We start from the raw sequence: 3,135 nt of genomic DNA on the forward strand, positions 1-3,135 counted from the left end.
TCCGCCGGTTCCCGTCGCGGCCCGGCTCGCCGTGGTCCGGCCCGCGGCGATCGAACCCGCCACGGATCCGCCCGCGATGATCGCCGCCGCCACCACCGCGGTCACCGTGCCCAGCGCCGCGAACAGTTCCCACGGGTGCACCTGCTCGGTCAGTGTCGTCCCGACCCAGCCCACGGCCTCCACACCCCAGTCCCAGTGGGTGTTCCACCCGCGGTCCTCGATCCGTTGCCACGTCTGCCCGGTGGCCAGGACGACGGTGCCCCACCAGCCCGCGAGGCCCAACGGTGCCGTCGCCACCGCGACCAGGGGCCACCACCCGGCCCGGTGCCGCCACATCCGCCACAGCGCGGCCGCGACGACGACGGCGAGGAGCACCACCGCGGTGGGCCGGACGAGACCGGCCGCCATGGCGCTCATCCCGGCGAGCGCCCATCTGCGGTCGAGCACCCCCACCAGCGCCCAGGTGGCGGCCGCGAGGAACAGGGCCTCGGTGTAGACCATGTTCAGCGTGATCGCCATGGGGGCGCCCGCGGTGAGCGCGACCAGCAGCAGGCCCACGGACCGGCGCGTGTCGACGAATCGGGCCAGCCGCACGAGTGCGGGGACGGCGAGCAGACCGGCGGCGGTGGTGACCACGAGGGCGGCCACCGCCGGATCGGCCCCGAGGGTGGACACGATCGCGATCAGCGCGGGAAGGGCCGGGAAGAAGGCGAACGGCGCGGCCGGATACGGGTCGCCGTCGATGTCGACGGTGCTGTCCCCGTACCCGCGGTATCCGTGCTCGGCGATGCCGAGGTACCACTGACCGTCCCAGGCGGTCAGCCGGTCGAGCAGGGATCCGCCGTCCCCGGCCGCCATGAGCGCCAGGACACCGACGCCGGCCGCCCGCACCGCGAGGTACACCACCACCGGCACGACCCACCCCGGCACGGAGTCCCTCCACCGGGTGCCCCGGAGCCGTGCCGCGAAGGCCCCCTTCCCCGCGTGGGACGCCGTGAAGGGGTCCCTCACGGCACCGGACGCAGGGAAGGGGTCCCTCACGGCACCTGGTGCAGGGAAGGAGGCCTTCGCGGCGCTCCCGCCCGGGGCCGGGCGGGAGCGCTCGTCGGTCACCGGTGCGATCAACCGGTCACCGGGAGGTGGCCGGGCTGCGGAACCGGCGTCGGGGCCTTGCCGTTCTCGTCCGGCTCGTCACCGGGCAGCTCGTCGTCACTGGGGTCCTCGTCGTCCTCACAGGCGAGGCCGTTGCCATTGCCGTCGAGGCCGTGCGGGTCGGAGGTGTCCTCGTTGAGGATGTCCTGGGCCTCCTCCCGGGTGAGGCTGTCGCAGTCGTAGACCGGGTCCTGCCCGCCGGGGTCCGTGGGCTCGGTGGGCTGCGACGGGTTCGGCGACGGGTTCGACGACGGGGTCGGGTCCTCCTCCGCGCAGTCGGTGGTGGCTTCCTTCTCCCGGTTCGTGGTGAAGTTCTTCTGCTCGGGGCCACGCTCCACCCACGAGGAGATCGTGACCGTACCTTCACCCTGGTCCTCGGTCAGCTCGTCACCCAGCTCCAGATGCACCCGCACCTCGTCGCCGTCGGCGGACCCGGCCGGGATCTCGACCTGGTTGTAGACCGGCCCGAACTCCTGCCCCGCACGGGGGCCCTCGGTGATCTCCTGGCCGGTCACGTCGTCGGGGGTGCCCTCCTCGTCGCCGATCCGGTAGTCACCGACGAAGGTGTGCTCCGTCGTGTTCTTGAACACGACCGTGGCGACCTTCGTCCCGGCGTCGGTCTCGGCGCATTCGTGGACGTTGATCCAGGTGTTCACCTCACCGGGCAGCTCGCCCGACTGGTCCTGCGCCGAGGCGGGGGTCACGAACGCCAACGCGGCGAGCGCGCCCAGCGGAGCTATGAGCGATTTGCGCATCTTTTTCCGTTCTCTGGTCGAGGGACGTGCCGGACCATTTCGCGGCGCGGGTGGTCCGACTCGGGCGGACCCGGGGCTACCGCCCGGTCCGGTCCGCCGGTTTCGTCCCGATCGTTCCGGGTGTTCCGTCCACTCGTCCCGGTTGATCTTGCGGTTGTTATCCGGCGTAACTGTTTCGTTGTTCGGAACGCCACGTCGGAGTGCTGAATCCGCGGGGCCACGGCGGGCCACCGCCCCGACCGACCCCGCCCGCTGCCGACCCGGAGGGACGAACCCGCCATACTGTGCGGACAGGCGATGCCGGGCGGACGCGACGAAGGAGCGAGGGTGGAATCGATCGCGAGCTCACTGCTCTCGCTCGCCTACCAGCTCTTCCAGCCGGGTTTCTGCCCCGGGGACTGGGCGTGGGCGACCACGATGGCGGGCGTGCTCCTCGCACTGTTCCCGGTGGGCGCGGCCGTGGTCACCGCACTCATGCGGAAGTTCACCGGCAACCGCTACCACGGTGCTCCGTTGTACGCGCTGCTCGGCATCGGCGGTGTGCTGGTGCTGCTCGTGCCGTGGATGCTCGCCACGGGGATCTCCAGCGTGTTCCGCACGGTCTTCGGTGGGGACACCGCCGGGCTGTCGTCCGGCGAGTACGAGGCGATGCAGCAGGAGTACTGCTGGGTGGGTCCGCAGGACGAGTACCTCGGCGGCGGTCAGAACGTCTACGAGGCGCTGTTCTACCCGTCCGGTGACACGATCGCCTACGGCTACCACCTGGCGACGCTGACCGTACTCCCGCTGCTGACGCTGCTGGCCGTGATCCTGTTGGCCCGCACGGCGATGCGGCGGGGGCCGAAGTGGCCCGGCAGGCTGCTGTGGGTGCCGTTCCTCGGCTTCACGTTGCTCGCGGCCGGGGTCGAGGCCAACACGGCCGTCCACCTGTGGGTGGGGATGCTGCCCGCGACGGTCCTCGGCGTGATCCCGGTGGCACTGGTGGGGCCGCCGGCCTGGTCGACGATCGAGAACGCCGACCGCGCACCGGACCCGTCCCCGCACCGTTCGGAGCCACCGGCACCGGCGCTGCAGCCCTACCGCGAGCCACCCCGTGCCGACCAGCGGCGGGACCCGAACCGACCGCAGGATCCGCACCGTGCGCAGCGCTCGCCCCACGAGCCGGGGGACCCGTCCGCCGACGGCGCCCGGAACCACCAGCCGCCCCCGTACCGGCCTCCGTCCGAGG

Annotated in this window: 2 protein-coding genes and 1 pseudogene; 1 reads left to right on the top strand and 2 read right to left on the bottom strand. The window is 72.2% G+C overall.

Annotation, left to right across the window (positions count from 1 at the left end; translation table 11 throughout):
- Both ACTIR_RS26295 and ACTIR_RS27125 read right to left on the bottom strand, forming a co-directional pair.
- A partial coding sequence (locus tag ACTIR_RS26295) for a hypothetical protein (protein ID WP_161629618.1) occupies window positions 1-930 on the bottom strand: 930 nt, incomplete at its 3' end.
- Window positions 931-1,121: 191 nt separating this feature from the next.
- Window positions 1,122-1,907, bottom strand: a complete 786-nt coding sequence (locus ACTIR_RS27125; RefSeq protein ID WP_026453466.1) for a hypothetical protein — start codon at window positions 1,905-1,907, stop codon at window positions 1,122-1,124.
- Between the two features lie 327 nt (window positions 1,908-2,234).
- On the opposite strand from ACTIR_RS27125, the pseudogene ACTIR_RS21820 reads away from it, so the two are divergent.
- A pseudogene (locus tag ACTIR_RS21820) lies at window positions 2,235-3,135 on the top strand (serine/threonine protein kinase); the annotation flags it as partial.

Source organism: Saccharomonospora iraqiensis subsp. iraqiensis, assembly GCF_000430445.1.
Classification (GTDB): domain Bacteria; phylum Actinomycetota; class Actinomycetes; order Mycobacteriales; family Pseudonocardiaceae; genus Saccharomonospora; species Saccharomonospora iraqiensis.